The 25,219-nt window shown below is 66.8% G+C and carries 23 protein-coding genes; 14 read left to right on the top strand and 9 right to left on the bottom strand.

Annotated elements, in window-relative coordinates; translation table 11 throughout:
• Positions 1-100: 100 nt before the first annotated feature.
• The 3 genes from ACYU98_RS07970 to ACYU98_RS07960 are packed head-to-tail and all read right to left on the bottom strand — an operon-like array spanning position 101 to position 3,116.
• On the bottom strand, positions 101-850 hold the full coding sequence (locus tag ACYU98_RS07970) for an SDR family NAD(P)-dependent oxidoreductase (protein WP_460467674.1): 750 nt from the start codon (positions 848-850) through the stop codon (positions 101-103).
• A 23-nt stretch (positions 851-873) separates the two neighbouring features.
• Entirely contained in the window at positions 874-2,205 is a 1,332-nt protein-coding gene (locus ACYU98_RS07965) for a cytochrome P450 (protein WP_460467673.1), read from the bottom strand.
• Positions 2,202-3,116 carry a DNA-3-methyladenine glycosylase 2 gene (locus tag ACYU98_RS07960; protein WP_460467672.1) on the bottom strand — a complete coding sequence of 305 codons (915 nt, stop codon included), beginning with the start codon at positions 3,114-3,116 and terminating at the stop codon, positions 2,202-2,204. The genes ACYU98_RS07965 and ACYU98_RS07960 overlap by 4 nt, the downstream gene beginning before the upstream one ends.
• Positions 3,117-3,160: 44 nt before the next feature.
• On the opposite strand from ACYU98_RS07960, the gene coaE reads away from it, so the two are divergent.
• Positions 3,161-4,369, top strand: coding sequence for a dephospho-CoA kinase (gene coaE / locus ACYU98_RS07955; protein ID WP_460467671.1), 1,209 nt, complete (start codon positions 3,161-3,163; stop codon positions 4,367-4,369).
• On the opposite strand, the gene ACYU98_RS07950 is transcribed toward coaE, so the two are convergent.
• A complete protein-coding gene (locus tag ACYU98_RS07950; RefSeq protein ID WP_460467670.1) occupies positions 4,323-5,666 on the bottom strand; it encodes a cation:proton antiporter in 1,344 nt (447 codons plus the stop codon). The two genes, coaE and ACYU98_RS07950, sit on opposite strands and share 47 nt — an antisense overlap.
• A gap of 76 nt (positions 5,667-5,742) precedes the next feature.
• On the opposite strand from ACYU98_RS07950, the gene uvrB reads away from it, so the two are divergent.
• Positions 5,743-7,848, top strand: a complete 2,106-nt coding sequence (uvrB, locus tag ACYU98_RS07945) for an excinuclease ABC subunit UvrB (RefSeq protein WP_460467669.1) — start codon at positions 5,743-5,745, stop codon at positions 7,846-7,848.
• A gap of 76 nt (positions 7,849-7,924) precedes the next feature.
• Positions 7,925-8,260, top strand: a complete 336-nt coding sequence (locus ACYU98_RS07940) for a DUF3817 domain-containing protein (protein ID WP_460467668.1) — start codon at positions 7,925-7,927, stop codon at positions 8,258-8,260.
• A 41-nt stretch (positions 8,261-8,301) separates the two neighbouring features.
• Here the strand turns inward: ACYU98_RS07940 and ACYU98_RS07935 are convergent, their stop codons facing one another.
• The 3 genes from ACYU98_RS07935 to ACYU98_RS07925 are packed head-to-tail and all read right to left on the bottom strand — an operon-like array spanning position 8,302 to position 10,473.
• Positions 8,302-9,102, bottom strand: a complete 801-nt coding sequence (locus tag ACYU98_RS07935; protein ID WP_460467667.1) for an EamA family transporter — start codon at positions 9,100-9,102, stop codon at positions 8,302-8,304.
• 59 nt (positions 9,103-9,161) lie between these two features.
• Positions 9,162-9,905: a C40 family peptidase gene (locus ACYU98_RS07930; RefSeq protein WP_460467666.1), complete on the bottom strand. Its 744-nt coding sequence runs from the start codon at positions 9,903-9,905 to the stop codon at positions 9,162-9,164.
• On the bottom strand, positions 9,895-10,473 hold the full coding sequence (locus ACYU98_RS07925; protein ID WP_460467665.1) for an MBL fold metallo-hydrolase: 579 nt from the start codon (positions 10,471-10,473) through the stop codon (positions 9,895-9,897). Before ACYU98_RS07925 ends, ACYU98_RS07930 begins: the two co-directional genes overlap by 11 nt.
• A gap of 190 nt (positions 10,474-10,663) precedes the next feature.
• Here ACYU98_RS07925 and uvrA point away from each other — a divergent pair, with 190 nt between their 5' ends.
• The 11 genes from uvrA to ACYU98_RS07870 all read left to right on the top strand — a co-directional run bounded on the left by uvrA (position 10,664) and on the right by ACYU98_RS07870 (position 23,434).
• Complete coding sequence (gene uvrA / locus ACYU98_RS07920) at positions 10,664-13,834, top strand: excinuclease ABC subunit UvrA (protein ID WP_460467715.1); 3,171 nt, start codon at positions 10,664-10,666, stop codon at positions 13,832-13,834.
• Between the two features lie 208 nt (positions 13,835-14,042).
• Positions 14,043-14,507 carry a Rieske (2Fe-2S) protein gene (locus tag ACYU98_RS07915; RefSeq protein WP_460467664.1) on the top strand — a complete coding sequence of 155 codons (465 nt, stop codon included), beginning with the start codon at positions 14,043-14,045 and terminating at the stop codon, positions 14,505-14,507.
• Between the two features lie 65 nt (positions 14,508-14,572).
• The gene (gene uvrC / locus ACYU98_RS07910) at positions 14,573-16,609 is read left to right on the top strand and encodes an excinuclease ABC subunit UvrC (protein WP_460467663.1); all 2,037 of its coding nucleotides are present in this window, start codon (positions 14,573-14,575) and stop codon (positions 16,607-16,609) included.
• A 14-nt stretch (positions 16,610-16,623) separates the two neighbouring features.
• Complete coding sequence (gene rapZ, locus ACYU98_RS07905) at positions 16,624-17,535, top strand: RNase adapter RapZ (protein ID WP_460467662.1); 912 nt, start codon at positions 16,624-16,626, stop codon at positions 17,533-17,535.
• On the top strand, positions 17,535-18,536 hold the full coding sequence (locus ACYU98_RS07900) for a gluconeogenesis factor YvcK family protein (protein WP_460467714.1): 1,002 nt from the start codon (positions 17,535-17,537) through the stop codon (positions 18,534-18,536). The genes rapZ and ACYU98_RS07900 overlap by 1 nt, the downstream gene beginning before the upstream one ends.
• A 52-nt stretch (positions 18,537-18,588) precedes the next feature.
• Positions 18,589-19,569, top strand: coding sequence for a DNA-binding protein WhiA (whiA, locus tag ACYU98_RS07895; RefSeq protein WP_460467661.1), 981 nt, complete (start codon positions 18,589-18,591; stop codon positions 19,567-19,569).
• Between the two features lie 128 nt (positions 19,570-19,697).
• Entirely contained in the window at positions 19,698-20,702 is a 1,005-nt protein-coding gene (gene gap / locus ACYU98_RS07890; protein ID WP_460467660.1) for a type I glyceraldehyde-3-phosphate dehydrogenase, read from the top strand.
• Between the two features lie 4 nt (positions 20,703-20,706).
• Positions 20,707-21,906: a phosphoglycerate kinase gene (locus ACYU98_RS07885; RefSeq protein ID WP_460467659.1), complete on the top strand. Its 1,200-nt coding sequence runs from the start codon at positions 20,707-20,709 to the stop codon at positions 21,904-21,906.
• Positions 21,907-21,911: 5 nt separating this feature from the next.
• Positions 21,912-22,718, top strand: a complete 807-nt coding sequence (tpiA, locus tag ACYU98_RS07880; protein WP_460467658.1) for a triose-phosphate isomerase — start codon at positions 21,912-21,914, stop codon at positions 22,716-22,718.
• 108 nt (positions 22,719-22,826) lie between these two features.
• A complete protein-coding gene (gene secG, locus ACYU98_RS07875) occupies positions 22,827-23,072 on the top strand; it encodes a preprotein translocase subunit SecG (RefSeq protein ID WP_460467657.1) in 246 nt (81 codons plus the stop codon).
• An 11-nt stretch (positions 23,073-23,083) separates the two neighbouring features.
• Positions 23,084-23,434 (top strand): RNA polymerase-binding protein RbpA, encoded by a 351-nt coding sequence (locus ACYU98_RS07870; RefSeq protein WP_460467656.1) that lies wholly within the window; start codon positions 23,084-23,086, stop codon positions 23,432-23,434.
• Between the two features lie 69 nt (positions 23,435-23,503).
• Here ACYU98_RS07870 and pgl read toward each other — a convergent pair whose 3' ends face one another.
• Both pgl and ACYU98_RS07860 read right to left on the bottom strand, forming a co-directional pair.
• Positions 23,504-24,271 carry a 6-phosphogluconolactonase gene (gene pgl / locus ACYU98_RS07865; RefSeq protein WP_460467655.1) on the bottom strand — a complete coding sequence of 256 codons (768 nt, stop codon included), beginning with the start codon at positions 24,269-24,271 and terminating at the stop codon, positions 23,504-23,506.
• Complete coding sequence (locus ACYU98_RS07860) at positions 24,268-25,215, bottom strand: glucose-6-phosphate dehydrogenase assembly protein OpcA (protein ID WP_460467713.1); 948 nt, start codon at positions 25,213-25,215, stop codon at positions 24,268-24,270. The genes pgl and ACYU98_RS07860 overlap by 4 nt, the downstream gene beginning before the upstream one ends.
• Positions 25,216-25,219: the final 4 nt, after the last annotated feature.

Raw genomic sequence — 25,219 nt, 5'->3', positions numbered from 1 at the left:
CCTCAGCTGAAGGCCCCGCTCACCCGTTGGGTGAGCGGGGCCTTCGCGTTGGTTGCCTCGGGCTGTCGGTCCCGGCGGGCTGCCAGCAGTTGCGCCTGTATCAGCCGCGGCCGAGCAGGGTGCCGCCGTTGACCTGCAGAATCTGGCCGGTCGTCCAGCCCGCGTCGGGGCCGGCGAGATAGCCGACCGCGTCGGCGATCTCGATCGGGGTGCCGGGGCGACCCATGGGGATGGGCGCGACGCGATTGGCGAGGATGTCGGGGTTGTCCGCGATGCGCTGCTTCCAGAAGTCGGTGTCGGGCACGAATCCAGGGGCGACCGCATTGACCGTGATTCCCTCCGGAGCAAGCTGCGTCGCCAGGCTGAGAACCCACGCGTTCACGGCCGCCTTCGCGGCGCCGTACGCACCACTGCCCCGGAGGGCCGCGATCGATGACATGGCGATAATGCGTCCACCAGGTCGGGTGAAATGGTCTTGCAGCGCGTGTGTGATCAGCACCGCCGACAAGACGTTCCCGTCGAAGTCAGCCCGCCAGGCGGCCGCGATGTCGACCAGGCTGGTGGCGCCCAGACCGTAGTTGCCACCTGCGTTGGCGACCAGCACGTCGATCGGCGCACCTTGGCTCAGTTCGGCGGCCAACGCCTGCACCTGATCGGGATTGGTCAGGTCGCAAGCGCGGGTGGCGACCCGGGCTCGCGGTTCGGCCGCACGCAGATTTGCCGCGGTCTCCTCCAACGGTCCCGGGCGTCGGCCGACAAGCACGAGGTCGGGGACCTCGGCGAGCAAGCGGTGGGCGATGGCCTTGCCGATCCCGGTGCCGCCACCGGTGATCACGATGCGTCGCGTCATGCGGCCAGGTTACGGCGCGGCCATCAGCCCAGGACGGCCGGAAGGTGTTCGAACCCGCGCAGGATGCGGGTGGGGCGGCGTTCCCGCTGGCCGGTCAGGCGCAACTGGGGGAAGCGCTCGAAGAGCACTCGTAGCCCGACCTCGCCCTCCAAACGGGCGAGGGCGGCGCCCAGACAGTAGTGCCGGCCACCGGAGAAGGCGATGTGGTCGCGGGCGTTCTCCCGGCGTACGTCAAAGACTCCGGGGTTGTCGAAGACGCGCGGATCGCGGCCCGCAGCGCCGAGGACCACGACCGCCATGGCGCCGGCCGGCAGGTGTCCGCCGTTGATCTCGGTGTCGCGCAACGCAACCCGGCCAGTGAGCAGAACCGGTGGGTCGAAGCGCAGGGTTTCCTCCACGACATTGCCCCACAGACTCGGGTCGCGGGTCACCGCAGCCAGCTGGTCCGGGTGATCGGCGAGCAAAGCGATGGCGTTGCCCAGCAGGTTCACCGTCGTCTCGAAGCCGGCGGCCAGCACCAACCCAGCGGTCGATTTCAGCTCCCACTCGTCGAGCCCGCCCTTCTCGTCGCGCTGCTGGACGAGTTGGCTCAGCAGGTCGTCGCCGGGCTCGCGGCGCAGTTTCTCCAGGTGGGTGCTCAACCAGGCGTCGAAGTCGAGCAAGCTGCGTTCGACCGAACGGAACGAACGCCAGGGGAGTCCGAAGTCCAGGCTGGGTGCGGCGGCCGTTCCCATCGCGAGCACCCGCGCATGATCGGCGTCGGGCACGCCCAGGATCTCACTGATGATCACCACCGGGAGATCGGCGCAGTAGGTCTGGGCCAGGTCGACGGTCGCATCGGCGCCGTGGGTGGCGACCAGGTCGTCCAGCAACTGACGGGCCCGTTTCTCGACGGTGCCGCGCAGCGCCTCGACGGCCCGCGCGGTGAAGACGCGGGTGACCATTTTGCGATAGCGCGCGTGTTGCGGGCCATCGACCGCCAACAACGACGGCGGTCGCAAGGGGTGCAACAACGGGGTGTCGGACCATTGCAGCAACTTCGCGACCGGGCCGCCGATGTCTGGCTGACCGACGCGAACATCGTTACTGCTCAACACATCTCGCACCGTCGCGTGGTCGCCCGCGAGGTAAGTGAAGCGTCCCTTCACGAAGGGTTTCCCGGCATGCAACTCGTCGTAGAGCCGGAACAAGGTGGCGTTGTCCTGCTCGGCGGTCGCCCGGATCAGCGTGGTCTGGATGTCCTCCCGAGACCGGCCCGCGCGCAGGACCAGACGAGGCAACGCGTGGCCAGCGCCCCAGCGGACGACTGCTTTCGACTGATCCAGGGCTTGTTGGTGCAGCTGGGTGGTGCTCATGACTCCAGAGTAGGCAATGTGACCCGCGAGTAGGACTCTTCGGTCCATAGGTGCGTCAGCGCATAACTGCGCCACGGTCGCCACGGCTGGGAGATCCGTTCGGCCTCGCGGGGCCCGACCCCTTGCAGTGCGCGGCGCAGCACCGCATCGCCGGCGGTGAACGCGTCCCTGTCGCCCAGCGCGCGCAGGGCGACGTAGCCAGCGGTCCACGGTCCGATGCCTGGCAGCGCTAGCAGCGCGGCGCGCGTGGATGCGAAATCGGTCGGGTCCAAGGGCAGCCCGCCGGCCAAAGCCTCGGCTAGGCCATGCAGCGTACGAGCGCGGGCTCCGGTGAGCCGCAACGAGGTTCGGAGTTCGTCGACATCCACAGCCGCCAGGCTTTCGACAGTGGGCATCGCAGTCCAGGGCCCACCGGGAAGGGCTACCGAGGTTCCGTACGTCGCGACGAGTCGGGCTTGGATGGTGCGGGCCGCCACGAGCGATACCTGTTGGCCGATCACCGTGAAGAGTGCGCACTCCGCGGCGTCGACCGCGCCCGCCACCCGCAGGCCCGGTCGGCGAGCAACCAATGGTCCGATGGTCGGGTCCGCGGCGAGGGCGTCGTCAACGACGGCCGGGTCGTGATCCAGGTCGAGCCACCGCCGTACGGCCGCGGTCACGTGGTCGCGATCGCGGGGGTCGGTGAGGTGAAAGGTGGCGGTGAGCTCCGCTGCGCCGGCACCGGTGGGCGTGACTTGACCCAGGTCGAACACGACGAGGGCCGGACCTCCCGGTGCCGAGACGGCGCGGCAGTGTCGTGTGCCGTCGGCGGTTTCCAGCCCGGGCACAGCGTGGGCGCAGAGAGCGGCCGAGAGCGCGGCGGCGGCGAAGGGCAGCCGGACCGGCAGGCGAATGGCGACGGGGGTGGTCACCCGGTCATTCTGGTCGGCTCGGTGGCGCGGGTACATTCGGCGCCATGATGCGTATCGGGCTCACCGGAGGAATCGGATCGGGCAAGTCCACGGTGTCGGCGCGACTGGCGCAGCTTGGCGCCGAGGTCATTGACGCCGACCTCATCGCGCGCGCGGTCGTGGAGCCCAACACCCCCGGGCTGGCGCAGATTCGGCAGGAGTTCGGCGACGCGGTGATCAGCGCAGACGGCTCGCTCAACCGGCCCGCCCTCGGCGCGATCGTGTTCGCCGACGCCGATCGGCGCCGCGCCCTCGAGGCGATCACTCACCCGTTGATAGCCGCCGAGACCGCCGCTCGCTTTGCAGCCGCAGACGCGGAGGCAGTGGTCGTTCACGACATGCCGCTGCTGGTCGAGACCGGTCAGACCGACGGGTATCACCTGATGGTGATCGTCGACGTCCCCGAGGAACTGCGCGTACGCCGCTTGGTCGAGCTGCGCGGGATGTCGGATGCCGATGCTCGGTCGCGGATCGCGGCCCAGGCGAGCGATGAGCAGCGCCGCGCGGCGGCGGATGTGCTGGTGGACAACAGCGGGGCCCGCGAAAACCTCGACGAAGCGGTCGACCGGCTGTGGGCGGAGCGGATCACGCCGTACGCGAGCAACCTCGCCGCCGATCGCGGAGTGCGCCGGCCCGACGGCGTACGGCTCGTGCCCTCCGACCCGCGGTGGCAGCACCGCGCGCAGCGCTTGACCGCCCGGATCCGGTGGCAGCTCGCCGCGGCTGGTTTCGATCCGATGCCGGTCGACCACATCGGTTCGACGGCTGTGCCCGGCCTAGCCGCCAAGGACGTGCTCGATCTGCAGCTCCAGGTTCCGGAACTCGCAGTGGCACAGCAGGATTCCTTCCGCGCGGCATTGCGGGCGGCTGGCATCGTCGAGCTGCGCGCCAATGCCGACGAGCCGAAGCCGTGGGCGCCGGACCCGCAGGAGTGGCGCAAGTTCTATGCGAACGGCGCCGATCCTGAACAGGTCGTCCATCTGCACATCCGCCAAGCCGGGGGGCCTGGCGCGCAGATCGCATTGCAGTTCCGGGATTGGCTGCGGGCGGAGCCTTCCGAACGGGCGGCGTACGAAGCGATGAAGCGAGACGCCGCGCAGCAGCATCCGGGCGGATCCACCGAGACCAAGCAGGACTACGTCGCCGCGAAGGAACCTTGGTTCGACATCAATCTGCCGCGCGCGCGGCAGTGGGCGCTGAGCCGGCCGGTCTGACGCGCCGGGCTCGGTCCAGCCGTACGACGATCGGGGTCGCCGCGACGCCGTGCACCACCACCGACAACGCGACGGTGAAGGCGGCGACGGACCACAGCAATCCCATGTCATCAATTTCCGCGTGCGTGGTGGCGTAGGCGAGGTAGTAGATCGTTCCGATGCCGCGTACGCCCAGAAAAGCGGTGGCCAGCCGCTCGCGCGGGCCGAGAACGCCGTCGCCCGCACGGTCGGCACCCCCGGGGGTCCAGAGTGCGAGCCAGCCGGTCAGCGGGCGTACGACGAGGATCAGTAGCACACCGAGCAGGGCGCCCTGCCAGGTGAGGCTGCGCAGCAGGCCGCCGCTCAGCGCGGCTCCGAGAAGCAGCAGCACGACCAGCGTGAGCAAATGCTCCAACCGGTCAATCACGTCGTGCATCGAGCCGTGGTAGTCGTGGGTCGGGTTGCCGGCCCGCATACACAACGCGCAGACGAAGACCGACAGGAAGGCCCACCCTTGGGCCAGCTCGCCGAGGCCGTACGCGATGAACGGTGCGGCGACGATCAGCAACGGATCGCCGATCTCGGCCAATTGCAATCGCCGCGGGGCGCGGAAGGCGAACTTGCCCAGCAGGGTGCCGACCAGCCATCCGACGCCAACGCCGATCGCGGTGCGGCCGATGATCTCCCAGGTGAACCATTGGGTGGCCGAGTGAACGCTCAATCCGGTGGTCAGCAGGGTGATCCCGCCGACGACGAACGGGAAGGCGGCGCCGTCGTTGAGTCCGGCCTCGGAGGTCAAGGCGAAGCGCATCTCATCGTCTTCGTCGAGGCGGTCGTCCGCGACGTCGGTGGTCGGTCCCTCGACCTGAACGTCGGAGGCCAGAACCGGGTCGGTGGGGGCGAGGGCTGCGGCGAGGACCAACGCCGCGCCGGGCGCGAGGCCGACGAGTGACCAGCCGAGCAGGGTCATCGCGGCGATCGACAGGGGCATGCCCAGCAGCAGCAAGCGCCACGTCGAGGACCAGCGCCGCCACGTCGCGCGGCTGCGGCGTAGCGGCCGATCGATCGCCAACCCGACACCGGTGAGGGCCACGATGATGGTCACGGTTGTGACTTGCTCGGTGATCGCCGCGTGACGCATCGGGTCGAGCGAGAGTCGGGCCGGCAGCGGGATGAGCCCAGCAACGACTCCGATCCCGAGCAGCACGATCGGCGCCGACACGGCTCGCCGCGCGGTGAGCCGAGGCAGCAACAGCCCGATGAAGAGGGCGAGCCCGATCACCAGGTAGGCGCCGGCGGCGTAAACCTCGGGGTTCATGGTCGCGCGACGCCTGAGCTCATGGGTCTATTGTCACCCGCCAGTGGTTGTCGGTGGTGCCGCGTACGGTTATCGCATGCGCCCGACCACAGACCTGAAGCGCCGCGTCGCCCCGTTCGAGGTGGTGTCGGAATACACCCCGAGCGGCGACCAGCCAACCGCTATTGCCGAGTTGACCCGTCGCATCAACGCGGGGGAGCAGGACGTCGTCCTGCTGGGTGCGACCGGAACCGGGAAATCGGCGACAACAGCCTGGTTGATCGAGCAGGTGCAGCGCCCCACCTTGGTCATGGCGCCGAACAAAACGCTGGCCGCGCAGCTGGCGAACGAGTTCCGAGAACTGTTGCCCAACAACGCCGTTGAATACTTCGTCTCCTACTACGACTACTACCAGCCAGAGGCTTACATCCCGCAGACCGACACCTACATCGAGAAGGACTCCTCGATCAACGACGAGGTCGAGCGGCTGCGACACAGCGCCACCAACTCGTTGCTCACTCGTCGTGACGTGGTCGTGGTCGCGTCGGTGTCCTGCATCTATGGCCTCGGCACCCCCCAGGAATATGTCGACCGGATGGTCCGCCTGCGGGTGGGGGATCGGCGCGACCGTGACGACCTGCTGCGCCAGTTCGTTCAGATGCAGTATTCGCGCAACGACTTGGCGTTCACCCGTGGGACCTTCCGGGCTCGCGGCGACACCGTCGAGATCATCCCCGTCTACGAGGAACTTGCGCTGCGGATCGAGTTCTTCGGCGACGAGATCGAGCGGATCTACACGCTGCACCCGTTGACTGGCGAGGTGGTTCACGAGGAAGAAGAGATGTATGTCTTTCCGGCCACCCACTATGTCGCCGGCCCGGAGCGGATGGAACGAGCGATCAAGGGCATCGATGCCGAGCTTGAGCAGCGGCTCGCTCAGTTGGAGAAGCAGGGCAAGCTACTCGAAGCGCAGCGACTGCGGATGCGCACCACCTATGACATCGAGATGATGCGCCAGGTGGGGTCCTGCTCGGGCATCGAGAACTACTCGCGCCACATCGACGGCCGCGCCGCTGGTTCTGCGCCGAACTGCCTGCTGGACTACTTCCCGGAGGACTACCTGCTGGTCATCGATGAGTCCCACCAGACGGTTCCACAGATCGGGGCGATGTACGAAGGCGACATGTCCCGCAAACGGATGCTGGTCGACCATGGCTTCCGACTGCCGTCGGCCATGGACAACCGCCCACTCAAGTGGGAGGAGTTCCTGGGCCGCATCGGCCAGACCGTCTATCTGTCGGCGACGCCAGGCAACTACGAGTTGGCCAAGTCCGACGGCTATGTCGAACAGGTCATCCGGCCGACCGGCCTGGTCGACCCGGAGATCGTGCTCAAGCCGACGAAGGGTCAGATCGACGACCTGCTCCACGAGATCCGCGAACGCACTGCGAAGAACGAGCGCGTTCTGGTGACGACGCTGACGAAGAAGATGGCCGAGGACCTCACCGACTACATGCTCGAGCGCGATGTCAGGGTTCGATATCTGCACTCCGAGGTCGACACACTGCGCCGGGTCGAGCTGCTGCGTGAGTTGCGGATGGGCGAGTTCGACGTTCTGGTCGGCATCAACCTGCTGCGCGAAGGCCTCGACCTTCCGGAGGTGTCACTGGTCAGCATCCTCGATGCCGACAAGGAGGGCTTCTTGCGCTCGGCCCGGTCACTGATCCAGACCATCGGCCGTGCGGCTCGTAACGTCTCCGGTCAGGTCCACATGTACGCCGACAAGATCACTCCGTCGATGCAGCAAGCCATCGAGGAAACCCAGCGTCGGCGCGACAAGCAGATTGCCTACAACAAGGAGAACGGCGTCGACCCGACGCCGCTGCGCAAGAAGATCGCCGACATCACCGATCTGCTGCAGCGTGAAGACGCCGACACCGACTCTCTGCTGGGCAGCGGGCGCACCCAATCGCGTGGGAAGGGCCGAGGCGGCCGCGGCGCCGCGGCCGCTGACTCCGAGGTTGCCGGAACCTCCCGCACCGGTTCGTTGCCGGCTTCCGAACTGGCGAACCTGATCCAGGAACTGACCGAACAGATGCATCAAGCGGCCACCGACCTGCACTTCGAGTTGGCTGCGCGGTTGCGAGACGAGGTCTCCGAGCTGAAGAAGGAGCTGCGACACATGGCCGAGGGCACGCGCTAGCGCTGCGGCGATCAGCTGGGTGACCACGAGCCGAACCGTGGATCGGGTCGCCGCGGCGGGCGCTTATCCTGGTGCGGTGTCCGACGTCGTGAGCCCCACCCAGTCCCAGTCCGTTTCGCTGTCCGCGAAGGTGTTTCGAATTGCCGCGTTCGCGGAGGCGGTGTCCTGGCTCGGCTTGCTGATCGGGATGTTCTTCAAGTGGGTTGTGCAGTCGACCCAGGTGGGTGTGCAGGTCTTCGGCCCGATCCACGGGTTCGTGTTCATTTGCTATGTGCTGACCTCGCTGTGGACCGCCAAGGACCACCGCTGGTCGGCCAAGGAACTGCTGCTCGCCTTGGTCAGCAGCATCCCGCCGTTCATGACCATCTGGTTCGAGCGGCGCGCCGAGCGCATGGGCCTGCTGGTCCGCTGAGCCCACATCTCGGCTCCGGCTTCACTGGGGCGAGACGACGCTCAGCCATGCCTGCGACTTGCGCCCAACACCACCGCGCTGGCCGCCACCACCAGGGCCATGCCGACCACTTGACGGCCGTCGAGTGTCTGGCCGAGCACGACCAGTGCGGCAATGGCCGCAACGGCCGGTTCGATACTGAGCAACACCCCGAACGTCGACGCCGCCATCCGGCGGAGCGCGATCAGTTCCAGGCTGTAGGGGATCAGCGACGACAGCAGCGCGACGCCGAGCCCCTGCACCGGCGCCCAACCGCGCACCAGCGCACCACCACTGGTGGCGATGCCGAGCGGGAGCAAGGCGATGGCGCCCAGCGTCAGGGCAATGGCGAGCCCGTCGAGTTGTTCGAATCGTGCTCCGGTGCGTCCGCTGGTGACGATGTAGAGCGCCCAACAGGCGCCGGCGATCAGCGCGAACGCGATCCCGACGTGGTCAAGGGTCGACCACGGCTGGGTCAGGGCGCCGGAGATGAGCAGCACCCCGATGGCGGCAGCGCCAATCGCAAGCCAGTCCCACGCCCGCCGAGAGAGAGCGGCCGCAAGGAGCAGCGGCCCGACGAACTCGATGGTGACGGCCACACCCATCGGGAGTCGGGCGATCGCCTCGTAAAAGCTGAGGTTCATCACCACCAGGGCCGCGGCGTACGACGTGACGGCTCGCCAATCGGCGGCGCTGCGACCTCGCCACCGGGGGCGTACGACGGCCACTAGCGCGATCGCCGACAAGACGATCCGCAGGGTGACGGCTCCGGTCGGACCGACGGTCGGGATCAGCCGTACGGCCAGAGCCCCGCCGAACTGCACCGACGCGATGGCCGCAAGAACCAGCGCGACGGGGGGTGCTGGAACCCGGGTAGGGCCGCTCAGACGAGGATCCGAGCGGCGCCACACAGCGTCGCCGTACGGCGCTCACCGAGAGGTTCTTCGACGACCGCCGCGCCCGACTCGGGCGCGTGCAGCATCAATCCCTTCTCGATCACGATGCCGACGTGATGAGGTTCGTTGCCCGGGTGGGCGAAGAAGTAGAGGTCGCCCGGGCGCACGTCGTCCAGCGGAACAGCGGTGCCGGCCTCCTGCTGGTCCGCTCCGTCGCGCGGCACCAGATAGCCCAGTGCGCGCGCGGTGTAGTGGACCAAACCCGAACAGTCGAGGCCAGCGGCAGTGTTGCCGCCCCAGAGGTATCCCAGTCCGAGGTGCTCCCGAGCCTTGGCCAGGAAGGTCTCAGCAGTCACGGCGAGCGGGCCGGCTACTGGGCGCGGGACGCTAGTCGGTCCGACCTGAAGGTGCGCGGTGCGCACCCATCCGGGGTAGCCACGCTCGTTACTCTGGTGCGGCTGCCAGGAGGCCGTCACCTGGGTCCAGTCGCCATCGGTGGCATGGATCTCGACGGCTTCGCCTCGGTTGAGCTCGGTCTCGATCCGGTCCAAGAGGCCTGTGCGCCCGAGCGCGTCGTCGACGTCATGCTCGTCCATTGCCGCCAACCACGCAGCGTGGTCCGGCTCATCGCTCAGCATTGCTGCGTCCACCGACCTGGGCGAGTCGGGCCGGCGCCAGAGGACCGTCGAATCGACCGTCACGAATCCCTGCACAGCCTGGTCACCAGCCACGTTTCCTCCAGTCGGTCAGGGACGGCCGCTCCGCCCCGAGTGTCGTGTCATCCCCGTGGCCCGGGTAGGCCCACGTGGCGTCGTCGAAACGGCCGAACAGCCGCTCTTCGACATCGTCAATTAGTTGCGAAAACGATTGGTAATCATAGTGGTTCGTCGCGCCCACCCCACCGGGAAACAGTGTGTCACCGGTGAACAGGTGTGTGGCGCCTGCCGCGTCGACGAAGGACAATGCGATGGATCCGGGGGTGTGGCCGCGGATGTGGGTGGCGGTGCAGACCAAGTCGCCGATGCGCAGGGTGTCGCCGTCGTTCAGCCGGTGATCCACCGGCACCGGCAGCGCGTCAGCGTCGGCTTCACCGGCGTACGTGGCTGCCCCGGTGGCGCTGACCGCGTCGGGGAGGGCCCCGACGTGGTCGTGGTGGCGGTGGGTGGTCAGGATGCCCACCACTTCGGAGACGTCTGCGTCGTCAAGAGCCCGCTGCAGGGCGGGCCATTCGGTGGCTGCGTCGATCAGCAACGCCTCGCCCGTCGCAGCGTCGCGGACCACGTAAGCGTTGTTGCTCATGGCGCCAACCGCGATCTTGGTGATCGTCGCGTTACCAACGTCCCGTTGCTGTGGAGCACCGTCCGGTGTCACGCGCCCGTCATAGGTCATCGCCAAAGCCTCTCGTACGTGCTGTTCCCCAAGTCCGTCCACCTTAGGTCGCAGGGGCCAACCGGGTGGACGGCGGAGGTTGTCGGTGGTGGCACTTAGCATGTTCATCGTGTCTGTAGCCACCTCGAGTTCCTCCGCCCCGCGACCCACCCACGACCACCTTCGGGTCCGTGGCGCGCGAGAACACAACCTCAAGAACATCAACGTCGACCTGCCCCGCAACAGCCTGGTCGTCTTCACCGGTCTGTCCGGCTCCGGGAAATCCTCGTTGGCGTTCGACACGATCTTCGCTGAGGGGCAGCGTCGCTATGTCGAGTCGTTGTCCGCCTACGCGCGTCAGTTCTTGGGGCAGATGGACAAACCCGACGTCGACTTCATCGAGGGTCTCTCACCGGCGGTCTCGATCGACCAGAAGTCGACTAACCGCAACCCGCGATCAACCGTCGGAACGATCACCGAGGTCTACGACTACCTCCGGCTGCTCTATGCCCGCGCGGGTCGGCCCCATTGCCCCGTCTGTGGTGAACCGGTGGCCAAGCAGACGCCCCAGCAAATCGTCGATCAGTTACTCCAACTGCCTGACCGCACCCGTTTCCAGGTGCTCGCCCCAGTGGTGCGGGAGCGCAAGGGCGAATATCTCGACCTGCTCGCCGAGTTGCAGACCAAGGGTTACTCCCGCGCGCGGGTCGACGGCGAGGTCATCACACTCACCGAACCGCCCACGCTGGCCAAACAAAAAAAGCACTCCATCGATGTCGTGGTCGACCGACTCGTTTCGCGCGGACCTGATGACACCTCCGGCAAGCAGCGATTGACCGACTCGATCGAGACGGCGCTCGGCCTGGCCGGCGGTCTGGTCCTCATCGAGTTCATCGACCTCGAAGCCGACGACCCGCAGCGCGAACGACGGTTCTCCGAGAAGATGGCCTGCCCGAACAACCACCCGCTGGCGATCGACGAGATCGAGCCGCGGTCGTTCTCTTTCAACGGACCGTTCGGGGCCTGCCCGGCATGTACCGGTCTCGGCACCGAACTCGAGGTTGATTCTGACCTGCTGATACCCGACGAAGACAAGTCGATCAACGACGGCGCGATCCTGCCCTGGGCATCTGGATCCGGGTCGAGTGACTACTTCACTCGGGTGATTGGGGCGCTGGGGGAAGACCTGGGCTTCTCGCTCGACACCCCCTGGCGGGCCTTGCCCGAGCGTGCAAAGGAAGCCTTGCTGCATGGCGAGAACTACAAGGTTCACGTCAAGTTCCGCAACCGCTACGGCCGCGAGCGCAGCTACACCACTGGCTTCGAGGGTGTCGTTCCCTTCGTGAAGCGTCGCCACAGCGAGACCGATTCCGACTGGAGCCGAGAACGCTATGAGGGCTACATGCGCCAGGTGCCTTGCCCGACGTGTCGTGGCGCCCGGCTGAAGCCGGAGATTTTGGCCGTCACCATTGGTGAGAAGTCCATCGCGGAGGTTTGCGCGATGCCGCTCTCCGATTCGGCAGGCTTCCTGAGCCAGGTCGACTTCACGGTGCGCGAGCGGCAGATTGCCGAACGGGTTATCAAGGAGATCGAGGCGCGGCTGGGCTTCCTGCTCGACGTCGGACTCGACTACCTGTCGCTCGACCGGCCGGCGGGAACCCTCAGCGGTGGGGAGGCCCAGCGCATCCGGCTGGCCACCCAGATCGGGTCCGGCTTGGTGGGCGTTCTTTATGTGCTCGACGAGCCGTCGATCGGCCTGCACCAGCGCGATAACCACCGGTTGATCGAGACCCTCACCCGGCTGCGTGACCTCGGCAACACGTTGATCGTTGTCGAACACGACGAAGACACCATTGCCACCGCCGACTGGGTGATCGACATCGGTCCCGGCGCGGGCGAACACGGGGGAGAGGTCGTCCACTGCGGGTCGGTCGAGGATCTGCTCACCAACGAGCGATCGATCACCGGCGCCTATCTCGCTGGCCGTCGGTCCATCGAGACCCCGACCGAGCGTCGCCCCCACGATGGTCGCGAGATCGTCGTGCGCGGTGCGCGCGAACACAACCTGGTTGGTGTCGATGTCGCGTTCCCCTTGGGCAACCTGATCGCCGTCACCGGTGTCTCGGGTTCGGGAAAGTCGACTCTGGTCAACGAGATCCTCTACAACGTGCTGGCCAACCAGCTGAACGGCGCCCGTCACGTGCCGGGCCGCCACCGAACGGTGGAGGGCCTCGACCAACTCGACAAGGTGGTCCACGTCGACCAGAGCCCGATTGGTCGAACCCCGCGGTCCAACCCGGCGACCTACACCGGCGTCTTCGACAACATCCGCAAGCTGTTCGCCGAGACGACCGAGGCCAAGGTCCGTGGCTATCAACCGGGCCGGTTCTCATTCAACGTCAAGGGCGGTCGCTGTGAGGCGTGCACCGGCGACGGCACGATCAAGATTGAGATGAACTTCCTCCCGGACGTCTACGTGCCGTGCGAGGTGTGTCATGGCGCTCGATACAACCGGGAAACCCTTGAGGTGCACTTCAAGGGCAAGACGATCTCGCAGGTGTTGGACATGCCGATCGAGGAGGCCAAGGAGTTCTTCGCCGCTGTCCCGGCCATTGCGCGCCACATGAACACCCTGGTCGACGTGGGCCTCGGCTACGTGCGTCTCGGTCAGCCGGCGCCGACGCTGTCTGGTGGTGAGGCTCAGCGAGTGAAGTTGGCCGCCGAATTGCAGAAGCGGTCCACCGGCCGCACCATCTACGTGCTCGATGAGCCGACGACCGGCCTGCACTTCGAGGACATCCGCAAGCTGCTGGGTGTGTTGCAGGGCTTGGTCGACAAGGGCAACACGGTCGTGGTGATCGAACACAACCTCGACGTGATCAAGTCGGCCGACTGGCTGATCGACATGGGTCCCGAGGGAGGGTTCCGAGGAGGCCGAGTGGTCGCCACCGGGACTCCGGAAGAGGTGGCCCAGGTCGAGGAGAGTCACACCGGGCGCTACCTGAAGCCGTTGCTCGAGGCTGCCCGGGCGGCCCGCCCTTCCACTCGCCGCGCCACCGATTCCGCGGGCCGCACGAGTTCATCGGCGCCAGCGAACGCGACGGCGACGAAGGCGGCGGCTGGTTCAGCAGCGAAGGCGACTGGTGCAGCGACCAAGAAAGCCATAGCTCAGAAGGCGGCCGGTTCGGCGGCCAAGAAAGCCGCGCCGACGAAGACGGTGGCCAAGAAAGCCGCGGCCAAGAAGGCTGCTGCGACGAGGAAGACAGCAACTGCGCGATCGGCGCCCGAATAAGGTCCGGTCCGGCAGCGGTGAACCATTGCGGCGGGAAGGTCGTGTCATCGGGTGCCGGTGCGTAACCGTTCCGGACGGAAGCCGGGCCGCATCCCGGGAGAGTTGACCTTGGTTGATCGTTCTCACACCTGACAGACAGGATTTCCTGCCAGTCTCGCCTGCGCAGATCGACCACCCACCGCTTCCCACCATCCAGGAGCAATCAATTATGGCCGTGAAACTTCGCCAGCCCGACCGGCGCTCGATGCTCATCGGAATGGGCATGATCGCCGCAGCCGGAGGCCTTGCAGCGTGCGGCAGCGACAACACCCCCGCGTCCGGCTCCGGTGGCTCGTCAGCCGGCAACTCATCCTCGAACGCTGCGGGCTCTGGCAACTCCGCGGCCGCTGGAAACTCGATCCCCAAATCGAAGGTGCCAGTGGGCGGTGGCTACCTCGACACCGCGCAGCAGGTCGTGGTCTCGCAGCCCACCGCGAACACCTTCAAAGCGTTCAGCACCATCTGCACCCATCAGGGATGCCCGATGACGGCGCTGTCCGGCACCAGCATCAGCTGCTCCTGTCACGGCAGCAAGTTCAAGATCACCGACGGTTCGGTGGAGAACGGCCCCGCGTCCAAGCCACTGAACGAGAAGTCGGTCACCGCCAGCGGCGACAACCTTGTCATTGGTTGACCACTAGCGCGTTGCGGCTGCCGGTGGCCAGCGAGGTTGTCAGTGTCCCCTCGTAGGGTTGTCATGTGGCTGACCCATCGACCTACCGACCAGCGCCTGGTTCCATCCCCGTGGACCCAGGTGTCTACCGGTTCCGTGACGCCGACGGCCGCGTCATCTACGTCGGCAAGGCGAAGTCGTTGCGCCAGCGGCTGTCTTCCTACTTCCAAGACATCACCGCCCTCCATCCGCGCACTCGCACCATGGTGCAGACCGGCGCGGCGGTGGAGTGGACCGTGGTCCGCAACGAGGTCGAGGCGTTGCAACTGGAGTATTCCTGGATCAAGGAATACGACCCGCGATTCAACGTCAAGTACCGCGACGACAAGTCCTACCCCTACCTCGCGGTCACGATGGGGGAGGAATTCCCGCGTGCTCAGGTGATGCGCGGCGCGAAGCGCAAGGGCACCCGATACTTCGGCCCTTATGCGCATGCTTGGGCTATCCGCGAGACCCTCGACCAGCTGCTGCGGGTATTCCCCGTCCGCACCTGCAGCTCTGGTGTGTTCAAACGCGCCGGTCAAGTTGGCCGACCTTGCCTGCTCGGCTATATCGAGAAGTGCTCCGCGCCCTGCGTCGGATCGGTTTCCGCTGAGGAACATCGCCTCATTGCCGAGGAGTTCTGCGACTTCATGGACGGCAACACCGGCCGCTTCGTCAAGCGGCTCGAGGAGCAGATGAAGCTGGCGAGTGCTGAGCTCGAGTTCGAGACCGCCGCTCGCCGGCGTGACGACATTGAGGCGCTCCGCAAGTCGCTCGAGCGTTCCGCTGTGGTGTTGCCCGATGCCACCGACACCGATGTGTTCGCGATCGCCGACGACGAGTTGGAGGCAGCGGTGCAGGTCTTCCACGTGCGCGGTGGCCGGATCCGTGGCCAACGTGGGTGGGTTGTCGACAAGGAAGCAGAAGGCGACATCGGTCAGGCCGACGTGGTCGAGCGGTTGCTCCAGCAGGTCTACGGAGACGAGTCAGCGCAAGGCGTTCCCCGGGAGGTGCTGGTTCCGGTGCTCCCCACTGACGCCGAAGCGATGGGCGCCTGGCTCGGTGAACGCCGTGGGTCGCGAGTATCCCTGCGCGTGCCTCAACGCGGTGACAAACGCACCCTGATGGAAACGGTCGGCCGCAATGCCACCCAGTCGCTCGCTCGTCACAAAGTGACCCGAGCCGGCGACCTGTCCGCGCGCAGTCAGGCCTTGCAGGACCTGCAGGAATACCTCGATCTGCAGCAGGCGCCGTTGCGCATCGAGTGCTACGACATCAGCCACGTCCAAGGCACCAACGTCGTGGCCAGCATGGTCGTCTTCGAGGACGGCCTTCCGCGCAAGAGCGAATACCGCAAGTTCATCATCCGCGGGAAGGTCGGCGATGACGGATCCATTCGGGTCGATGACACCGCGGCGATGGACGAAGTCCTCACTCGCCGGTTCCGCCGCTATCTCGCTGACCGTGACGGCGCCAGTGATGTGGAGATCGACGACAGCGAGGACGACAGCGCCGAAATCAGCACCGAAGTCGATCGCAGTGGTCGTGCGCCGACCTCCGGTCCCATCGACGAAACCACCGGCAAGCCCCGGCGCTTCGCCTACCCACCGCAATTGGTCGTGGTCGACGGTGGCAAGCCGCAGGTTTCGGCCGCCGTGCGCGCCCTGTCCGAGCTCGGCATCGATGACATTCCGGTGGTCGGCCTGGCAAAACGGCTCGAGGAGGTGTGGGTCGATGGCGATGAGTTCCCGGTGATCCTGCCGCGCACCAGCGAGGGTCTCTACCTTTTGCAGCGCGTGCGCGACGAGGCCCACCGCTTCGCGATCAGCTTCCACCGGCAGCGCCGTTCGGCGTCGATGACGACCTCCGCACTCGATGAGATTCCCGGGTTGGGGGAGAAGCGCCGCAAAGCCGTGCTGCGGACATTCGGCTCGGTGAAGAAGCTGCGCGCTGCCTCGGTCGAGCAGATCGAGCAGGTCGACGGCATCGGTCCAGCCCTCGCCGCAACGATCCACGCCCACATGCGCCAAGATGATGCCGAGCCTGCGGTCAACCTGACCACTGGCGAGGTCCTCGACTGAACTGAGGGAGACCGATGACCCACCAGGACCAGCCCGACGACCTCCTGGGCCGCGATCAGAACGAGATCGTCGTCCTCACCGGCATGAGCGGCGCCGGTCGCTCAACGGCGGCCAATGTGCTCGAGGACGCGGGCTGGTACGTCATCGACAACCTGCCGCCCCAACTGATGGTGTCGATGGCCGAGCTGGTGTCGGCCGGCCCCCGCGACGACCTTCCGCATCTCGCCGCCGTGGTCGATGTGCGAGCGCGCTCGTTCTTCACCGATTTCCGGGACGGGCTTGAGCGGTTGCGCGAACAGGGTTGGCGTCCGGTCGTGGTCTTCATGGACGCCACCGACGAGGCCCTCGTCCGTCGCTTCGAATCAGTCCGGCGACCCCACCCGTTGCAGGCCGGCGGTCGGTTGCTCGACGGCATCCAGGCCGAGCGCGAATTACTGCGTGACCTGCGGTCGAATGCCGACGTCCTGATCGACACCAGTGGGCTGAACGTGCACCAGTTGTCGGCGAAGGTGAAGCAGTTCCTCGGTCCCGACGACGAGGCGGATCTGCGGGTCGCCGTTTTGTCGTTCGGCTTCAAATACGGCATCCCGCTCGATGCCGATCTCGTGTTCGACATGCGCTTTCTGCCCAACCCGTTCTGGAACCCTGACCTACGGCCCTACACCGGCAAGGACAAGGTGGTCTCCGACTTCGTGCTTGGTCAGGAGGGGGCTCCGGCGTTCCTCGAACGCGCGGAAGCTCTGCTGGAACCGATGATGGCGGGCTACCTGCGCGAGGGGCGCCGCTACATCACCATCGCGATCGGTTGCACCGGCGGCAAACACCGTTCCGTGGCGATGGCGGAGGCTCTCGCCGCGCGCATCGACAACCACAGCGATGGCTTGGTGCGTTCCGTCGTCGTCCATCGTGACTTGGGTCGCGAATGATGGCCCGTGGCGACCAGGACGGTCCGCGGGTTGGTGGTCGTGAGTTCGACGGTCGGCGGTTCGGCGGCCGCGTCCGCGTGGCAGCCCTCGGCGGCGGCCACGGGCTCTCGGCCTCGCTCCACGCGCTGCAGCTGGTCACCGACTCGATCACTGCGATCGTCACCGTCGCCGACGACGGTGGATCCAGCGGTCGCCTGCGCGAAGAGTTCGACATCCTTCCGCCCGGTGATTTGCGGATGGCCTTGGCCGCCCTTTGTGACAGCACCGAGTGGGGACTGCAGTGGCGCGATGCCCTGCAGCACCGCTTCGCCGGTGACGGTCCGCTGGGTGGCCACGCGCTCGGAAACTTGATCATTGCCTCGCTTTGGGATCTCCTCGGCGACCCAGTCGCCGGCCTCGACCTCGTCGGCCGATTGCTGGGCGCTCGTGGCCGGGTCCTTCCGATGGCCGCAGAGCCGCTTCAGATTCGCGCGCAGGTGCGCGGCCACGACGACGGACGGCCCGACGAAATCGTCACGGTTGTCGGGCAGGCCCAGGTCGCCAAGACCGCCGGCCGGGTGGAGTCGATCGCGCTGACACCCGACCCGCCGCTTGCCTGCCGAGAGGCCGTCGACGCCATCCACGACGCCGAATGGGTCGTTCTCGGACCCGGGTCTTGGTTCACCTCGGTGATGCCGCACCTGCTGGTGCCGGATTTGCGGGATGCCCTCGTGCAGACCAGGGCTCGCAGAATGCTCACCCTCAACGTCGTCAGTTCCGGTGAGACCGAAGGGTTCACCGCAGCCGATCACCTGGACTCAATGGTCGCCCACGCCCCCGAGCTGCACTTCGACATCGTGCTGGCTGATCAGGGCTCGGTGGCCGGCGAGGAAGACAAGTTGCGAGCGACGGCCGCGGCGATGGGCGCCGAGGTGGTCGTTCGCCCAGTCGCCAGCAGCGACGGCTCCGGAACCCATGACTCGTTCTTGTTGGCGGCCGCCTATCGCGACCTGATCCGCTGAGCCCCACACCGCCCGGCCTTCGTCACGCCGCGAGGGTGAGAGGATGGCCCGCATGGCCATGACATCCGCGGTGAAAGACGAACTCAGCCGGTTGAAGGTCACCAAGACCTGCTGCCGCAAAGCGGAAGTGTCCGCCGTCCTTCGTTTCGCGGGTGGTCTGCACATCGTTGGTGGCCGGATTGTCATCGAGGCCGAGCTCGACACCGCCCAGGCCGCGCGCCGGTTGCGCCGTGACATTGCCGACCTCTACGGCCAGGTGCCGAGCGTTGTGGTGATGAGCGCCGGTGGTTTACGGCGCACCAGCCGTTACGTCGTACGCGTCAATGAAGACGGCGAAGCGCTGGCCCGGCAGACCGGTTTGATCGACACCCGAGGCCGCCCCGTACGAGGTCTGCCGCCGCGCGTGGTCAACGGCGCGTTGTGCGACGCCGAGGCTGCGTGGCGTGGAGCTTTCCTGGCTCACGGGTCACTGACCGAACCCGGCCGGTCGTCGGCCCTCGAGGTCACCTGCCCCGGACCCGAAGCGGCCCTCGCCCTGGTGGGCGCCGCCCGCCGGATGGGCATTGCGTCGAAGGCGCGCGAGGTGCGCGGGGTCGACCGCGTCGTGATCCGCGATGGCGACGCGATCAGCCAATTGCTCACCCGGCTGGGTGCTCACGACTGCGTGATGTCGTGGGAGGAGCGCCGGATGCGGCGCGAGGTGCGGGCCACCGCAAACCGGTTGGCCAACTTCGACGACGCGAACCTGCGCCGGTCGGCCCAGGCCGCCGTCGCCGCCGGTGCGCGCGTCGAACGTGCCCTGGAAATCCTCGGCGAGGAGGTTCCCGATCACCTGGCCCACGCCGGAAAGCTGCGCCTGGAACACAAGCAGGCGAGCCTGGAAGAACTCGGTCAACTCGCCGAACCGACGATGACCAAGGATGCGGTGGCCGGTCGGATCCGCCGTCTGCTGGCGATGGCCGACAAGCGGGCCGACGAGCTCGGCGTCGCGAACACCAGCGCCGGACTGACCGCCGACATGCTCGACGACTGAGCGGCCGACTGAGCCCGCGCATTCCCGTGGCGAACCGGTCCGTCGGGCGGACTAAGTACGGCTACCCGCGAGTCATCGCATAGGGTCGAGGCTGTTCGAAAAAGACTCCCAGAAAGGGCTGTGTCATCGTGACCGTCCGCGTTGGAATCAACGGATTCGGCCGTATTGGCCGCAACTTCTATCGTGCAGTCGTCGAGTCCGGAGCCGACGTCGAAGTCGTCGCCGTCAACGACCTGACTGACAACAAGACCCTTGCTCACCTGCTGAAGTACGACTCGATCCTCGGCCGTTTCAACGGCGACGTCACCTTCGACGAGGAATCGATCAGCGCCGGTGGCAAGAAGATCGCCGCGTTCTCCGAGAAGGACCCGAGCAAGCTGCCGTGGAAGGACCTCGGTGTTGACATCGTGGTCGAGTCCACCGGCTTCTTCACCGACGCGACGCAGGCGAAGGCCCACCTCGACGCTGGCGCCAAGAAGGTCATCATCTCCGCCCCGGCGAAGAACGAAGACATCACCATCGTGATGGGCGTCAACGACGACAAGTACGACGCCGCGACCCACCACATCATCAGCAACGCGTCGTGCACCACCAACTGCTTGGCGCCGATGGCGAAGGCCCTGAACGACTCGATCGGCATCGAGAAGGGCTTGATGACGACGATTCACGCTTACACGCAGGACCAGAACCTGCAGGACGCGCCGCACAAGGACCTGCGTCGTGCGCGCGCTGCAGCGTTGAACATCGTCCCGACCACCACGGGTGCGGCCAAGGCCGTGTCCCTGGTGCTGCCGGAGCTCAAGGGCAAGCTGGACGGCTACGCGCTGCGTGTCCCGGTTCCGACCGGCTCGGCCACCGACCTCACCTTCACGGCCTCGAAGGAGACCACCGTCGAAGAGGTCAATGCTGCGGTCAAGGCTGCTGCCGAGGGTCCGTTGAAGGGCTACCTCGTCTACACCGAGGACCCGATTGTGTCCAAGGACATCGAGACTGACCCGTCGTCGTGCATCTTCGACTCGGGCCTGACCAAGGTGACCGGCAACATGGTGAAGGTCGTCGGCTGGTACGACAACGAGTGGGGCTACTCCAACCGCCTCGTCGACCTCTGCGGTCTCGTCGGTAAGGGTCTCTGAACCGATGCGCACTATCGATGACCTGGGCAACCTGTCGGGCAAGCGGGTGCTGCTGCGCAGCGACCTGAACGTGCCGCTCGATGGCACGACGATCACCGACGACGGTCGCATCCGTGCCTCCGTTCCGACGATTAAGACGTTGACCGATCAGGGCGCCCGGGTCATCGTGTGCGCTCACCTCGGACGCCCGAAGGGTGCGCCCGAGGAGAAGTACTCGCTCTCGCCGGTCGCCGCTCGCCTCGGCGAACTGCTCGGCGCTCCAGTGGGGTTCGCCGCCGACACCGTTGGCGAAGACGCCCACGCGAAGGTCGCAGCGATGAACGACGGCGACGTCGTTCTGCTGGAGAACCTGCGGTTCAACCCGGGCGAGACCAGCAAGGACGACGCCGAACGTTCCGCGTTTGCCGGTGAACTCGCTTCATTGGCAGACGTTTTCGTCTCAGATGGGTTCGGTGTGGTGCACCGCGCTCAGGCGTCGGTCTACGACATTGCTCAGGTGCTCCCGCATGCCGCCGGTGGTTTGGTGCAGACCGAGGTTGAGGTCTTGCAGCGCCTCACCAAGAACCCGGGCCGCCCTTACGCCGTCGTGCTCGGCGGCGCGAAGGTGAGCGACAAGCTCGGCGTCATCGACAACCTGCTGCAGACCGCAGACCTGTTGCTCATCGGCGGCGGGATGGTGTTCACCTTCCTGAAGGCCCAGGGCCACGAAGTCGGCAACAGCCTGCTCGAGCAGGACCAGGTCGACACGGTCAAGGGCTACCTGGAGCAGGCTGAGAAGCGCGGCGTACGCATCCTGTTGCCGGTCGATGTCGTTGCGGCGACGGCGTTTTCCGCCGACGCCGACCACGAGGTTGTCGCCGCTGACGCGATCCCGGCCGACCGGATGGGTCTGGACATCGGCCCGGAGTCCGCCCGCCAGTTCGCTGACGCCGTACGCGGTGCGAAGACTGTGTTCTGGAACGGTCCGATGGGCGCCTTCGAGATGGCCCCGTACGCCGCCGGAACCAAGGTGCTCGCCCAGGGTCTGGTCGACGCCACCAAGGACGGAGCCCTCACCGTCGTCGGCGGCGGCGACTCCGCTGCCGCGGTGCGCCAGTTGGGCTTCGCCGATTCCGACTTCACCCACATCTCGACAGGCGGTGGGGCGAGCTTGGAGTATCTCGAGGGCAAGGAACTCCCCGGCCTGCAGGTTCTGGAGGACTGAGACACATGGCCGCTGCTGAACCGACCCGCACGTTCTTGATCGCGGGCAACTGGAAGATGAACCTGGACCACCAGCAGGGCACCGTGTTGGTGCAGAAGCTGGACTGGACCCTGCGCGATGGTCGCCACGACTACGACAAGGTCGAGGTCGCGGTCATCCCGCCGTTCACCGATCTGCGATCGGTGCAGACCCTGATCGATGGCGACAAGCTGAAGCTGAAGCTGGGCGCTCAGGACCTCAGCGCCCACGACGAGGGCGCCTATACCGGTGAGATCGCCGGGGCCTTCCTGCGCAAGCTGAACTGCGTCTACGTCGTTGTGGGCCACAGTGAGCGCCGTGAATACCACGCTGAGACCGATGAGGTCGTGGCGGCGAAGGTCAAGGCGGCTTACAAGTACGATCTGGTGCCGATCCTGTGTGTCGGCGAGAAGCTCGAAGTCCGCCAGGCTGGTGAGCAGGTCGCTCATGTCGTGGCCCAGTTGCGCGCCGCGCTCGACGGGTTGCCGGCCGCGTCGGCTGAGTCGATCGTGATCGCCTACGAGCCGGTCTGGGCGATCGGCACCGGCGAGGTCGCCACCCCGGCCGACGCGCAGGAGGTCTGCGCGGCAATCCGGGTTGAGCTCGCCTCGATCTACGACCAAAAGCTGGCCGACGGCGTCCGAGTGCTCTACGGCGGGTCCGTGAAGTCCGGCAATGTCGCCACGATCATGGCCGAGCAAGACGTTGACGGGGCGCTCGTTGGCGGGGCCTCGCTCGACCCCGTCGAGTTCGCCACAATCTGCCGTTTCCGGGACCATCACGGCGCTGCCTGACCCCGCGGCCACGGCGCTGCCCGAAACCGGCGCCCAGACAAGGTAATCTTGGGCGAGTTGCCCCCCGGGGCATTGTCCTGACGTACAGACGAAGGTGAGTTACGCGACGTGGATGCGATGCGAATCGCGCTGCAGGCCCTAGTCGTCCTGAGCAGCCTGTTCCTGGTGCTGCTGATCCTGATGCATAAGGGTTCGGGCGGCGGCCTCTCCGACATGTTCGGTGGCGGTGTGAGCAGCAACCTCGGTGGCTCATCCGTCGCCGAGAAGAATCTCAACCGGATGACGGTGATTGCCGGATCCGTCTGGGCCGTGTCCATCATCGGCCTGGGTCTTGTGACCCGGTTCGCCCAGTAAGGAGGCCAGTCGTGGCAGGTGGCAACGCAATTCGTGGAAGTCGGGTCGGTGCTGGCCCGATGGGAGAGGCCGAGCGCGGCGAGGCGGCCCCGCGGGTCGTCGTGTCGTACTGGTGCTCCAACGGGCATGAGACGAAGCCCAGCTTCGCTCAGGAGCCGGGTATGGCGGTGCCGGACCAATGGGACTGCCCGCGCTGCGGTCTCCCGGCTGGTCAAGACAAGAGCAGCCCGCCGGCCCCGCCGAAGGTTGAGCCCTACAAGACGCACCTCGCCTACGTGAAGGAGCGCCGCTCCGACGCCGAAGGCGCAGTGATCCTCGAAGAGGCCCTCGAGACCTTGCGCGGCCGTGGCCTGATTCGCTGATCGCCCCGATCGCACAACAAGAACGTCCCGACCGAACCGGTCGGGACGTTCTTCGTGTCGCGCAGTCGCTCAGTGCTGCGGCAACTGCGCCGCGGCAGCTTCGTCGAGCCACCACACGGTCTTCAACTGCCCGTGTACGGCGGACGCCGGCACAGCCCACGGGTCTTCGCCCGCCGCGGCTCGCGCTAGCGCCTCGGCCTTATCCGTTCCGGCAACGGTGAGCCACAGTTCACGGCAGTTGTTCAATGCCGGAAAGGTCAAGCTGATCCGGTTGGGTGGCGGCTTGGGGGAGTTGTGCACCGCAACCGTGGTGGTCTCAATCACGTTTTGAGCCGGATGCTGCGGGAACAGCGACGCCACATGGCCGTCGGGTCCAACACCCAGAATCATCACATCGAAGGTCGGCACCGCTGGCTGTTCGGCCAGGCAGCCGGTCTCGGTTTCGGAGTATTCAGCCAGCTCCGCGGCGTAGGCGGTAGCTGCTTCCTCGGCCGACGCAACCGCGTCACTGGCCGGGGCGGAGTGGATGTTATCGGCTGGCACTCCCAAGCGGCGCAGCCCGGCGTCGTAGGCCTGCTGGTCGTTGCGGTCGGCGTCGCCCTTGGGCGTGAATCGCTCGTCGCCCCACCAGAGGTGGACCCCCGTCCAGTCGCGGTCGCTGTGATCCAACTGCACCCACGCCTCGACCAGCGCTTGGCCCATCGACCCGCCGGTGAGGCTGATATGGGCTTCCTGGCGCGCCTCGAGGGCGGCCTCGATCTGCTGGTCGAGCTCGACTGCGATGCGATCCGCAAGAACCCTTTTGTCGGGCTCCACGATGATCTGCCGATCGGTCATGCGTCATCTGCCTTCGGGGTCGTCGAACGATGCGCTCGCAGCAACGGCAAGCCGTGCAACAGTGCGTTGCGGTAGGTCTCGTCGCGGTCAAGTCGGCGCAGTTCCTCGCCGAGGGCTTCCACCGTCGAGAGCCGGGGGAGTGGGAATTCTCGCGGCTGCTGGCCCGGCTGGGTCAGAACGGCGTGGACCGGTCCCGAACGTTCGAGGGTGATCGGCCCGCTCGGGCGATCCAGCCGTACGCGTTGCAGGCCTTCGCCTTCGACCGTGCGGCGCCGAACGGGGCAGCGCAGCCGAACACCAAGCCAGCCGGCGAGCAGGTCGCTGCTGGCCGAGTCGGGGGCCCCGGTGACCGTCACCTTGGTAACCGACTCGAAGGGCTCCTGATCGAGAGCGGTGGCCAAGAGGCCACGCCACCGGGTCGTGCGCGACCAAGCCATGTCGGTGTCGCCATCGGCGTAGTGGTCGGCTCGGCGCTGGATCTCGCGGCGCGGGTGCGTCGCTTGCGAGGCGTCACTGATCCGGCGGCGGGCGAGTCGACCGATCTGGGTGGTGGCCAGGTCGTCGTCGGCAGCGGTCGGCCACCAGGCAACAACTGGACAGTCGGGCACCAGCAGGGGCGTCACGACGCTCCCGTCGTGGGCCGCGAGCTCACCGTAGAGCCGCAGCACCACGAGCTCGGACACCCCGGCGTCACCGCCGACCCGCACCTGCGCGTCCATCCGGCTGCGGCCGCGCTTGGTGCCGCGGACGACCGTGATGATCCGGCTTGGGTGAGCGCGGCTGGCTTCAGCTGCCGCCTCGATCGCGGTGTCGGCGCCCTCGTCGTCGGTGACGACCAACAGCGTCATCACCCGACCCAGGGTGGCCGCTCCGGTCTCGCCGCGCAGCCGGACCAGCGCCTTGGCGACGTCACGGGTCGAGCTGTTCGGCAGGTCGACGATCATGCGC

Source organism: Calidifontibacter terrae (assembly GCF_054778835.1).
The sequence above is the reverse complement of the archived record's forward strand: the minus strand, read 5'-3'. Positions and strand labels throughout refer to the sequence as shown.